This is a genomic window from Vibrio sp. 14G-20 (assembly GCF_026241515.1).
GTDB lineage: Bacteria > Pseudomonadota > Gammaproteobacteria > Enterobacterales > Vibrionaceae > Vibrio.
The window spans coordinates 1-1,825 of record NZ_JAPHPW010000056.1; the positions used below are offsets into that span (position 1 = coordinate 1).

At 33.2% G+C, this 1,825-nt stretch carries 2 protein-coding genes; both read right to left on the minus strand.

Features of this window, described 5'->3' with window-relative positions; translation table 11 throughout:
* Window positions 1-153: 153 nt before the first annotated feature.
* Entirely contained in the window at window positions 154-645 is a 492-nt protein-coding gene (def, locus tag OQJ75_RS22405; RefSeq protein WP_265974974.1) for a peptide deformylase, read from the minus strand.
* Window positions 646-658: 13 nt separating this feature from the next.
* Window positions 659-1,336, minus strand: a complete 678-nt coding sequence (locus OQJ75_RS22410) for an EAL domain-containing protein (protein WP_265974975.1) — start codon at window positions 1,334-1,336, stop codon at window positions 659-661.
* Between the last annotated feature and the right edge of the window lie 489 nt (window positions 1,337-1,825).

Consider the following 1,825-nt stretch of genomic DNA (forward strand, 5'->3'; position numbering starts at 1 on the left):
GAAAGACACGAAATGGGGCTGCTCTGCCTCTAAACTGAATTACGCAACAAAGCCTGTGCGTAACCTAATCCAAAAAATACTAAAATAATTATGGATAAAATTTTTGAAGATGATTTCATTTTAGAACTCGCTATAATATGATAATTTTTAAAGTTATTTTTCTCTTATACAACCAATGATTTTAATTAGCTTCCCCTTGTTTAAGTAGTCTATAAATAAAACTCCCTCTAAGTGATCGCATTCGTGTTGAATGCTGGCCGATAACATCCCCTTGGTTTCCATAACCATTTTATTTCCATCAAGGTCTGTATAGTTGACACGAATTCTATTTAATCTTGTTAATCTCGCCCCTATTTCACCTACTGACAAACAGCCTTCAGGACTCAATTGTATTGACCCGTCGATAGACTCATAACTTGGATTGATAAATACGGTAGGTTTGTCTTTTTCAGGGGCCAAGTCGATTACGAATAGACATATATTTTCTCCAACCTGAGGAGCGGCCAAGCCAACAGCAGAATTAATTTCCATTGTTTCAATGAGATCTTTAACCAAGTTAGTCACTTGGCTATTGATTTCTTCGATTGGTTTTGAGATGGCTCTTAGCCTAGGGTCTTCCATTGATATGATATCTAAAATAGCCATAATACTTTCTTCTTTAGTTAAATAAAAAGCCTTGTAGTAATGGAGTTTCGACCTGAAAATCGAGCATTGCTTGGAACTCCTTTTCTGTCTCGATTTTTTCGAAAATCATTCTTGGCTGCGATACTAATCCCGATACAAACTTAACAAATAGGTCTTTATCTACTTGGCTTGTAATGTCCACCTTTAGAAAATCGACACAATTTATGCACTTTACTAATAAAGTTCGCCAAGTTATTTCATCAAAAACATAATCATCGAGAGCAATCTTTAACCCTTTATCCTTCAGATAGAACAAGTTTTTTAATATTACATGAAATCTAAGATCCTCAAATTCCCTTTCAGTGAACTCTATGCATATATTAATACCACTTTGGTTAAGATATCGATGTACGAGAGCAATATCTTTACATATATCCAAGTCCTCTAACTGCCAAGGCTCTACATTTATAAAAATAACCTGACCTGGCTTGAATCCTTTACTTTTATTTTCCCACTGAAATTTAGCCAAAGTTTTCAATTGATTTCTTAGTAATAGGTTAATCGTTGTTCTAGATTTAGGTGTTAGTGAAAAAAAATCCAAGCCTAGATCTTTATAATTGGCTGTTAGAATTTCAAATCCAAAAGTAGCTCCTTGTTTTGTTACTATTCTTTCTAATTTAATTCTCGCCAATGGTATGTTTATTGTGTTCATCGTTTACTCCAAAGCTCGGTTGTTTAAATATAACAAAGCCAATAACTTAGAAAATATAAAAAAAAGTAGTTCAGTAACTTAAAGTAGGTTCGAATCGACCGCTACAAAACACTGTTGCTAATTAAGTTTTATGATGCGGTGTCGTTTTATTTTCGTCAATTAATTAACATGAAATTAATATTAATTAATTTGCAATCTGCATTCGGCGATGATAGAGCAGGGGAGGGGGTTAAACATGTAAGATATCCACCTTGTATTTTTAATGTTAAAATTTTTCAATAATATTTTTACTATAACTTTTTAAAGCCTCCGAGTAGGAGGATGATGAGAACTGTTGAAGGGGAATTCTTTAGGTCACCATTGTGCTCACGACATAATAGTTTCATTTGATTAAATCAAGATCTATTGATTATTAAAGAGAAGAAAAGCAAAATTGTAGATGTAGATGTAGATGTAGATGTAGATGTAGATGTAGATGTAGATGTAGAT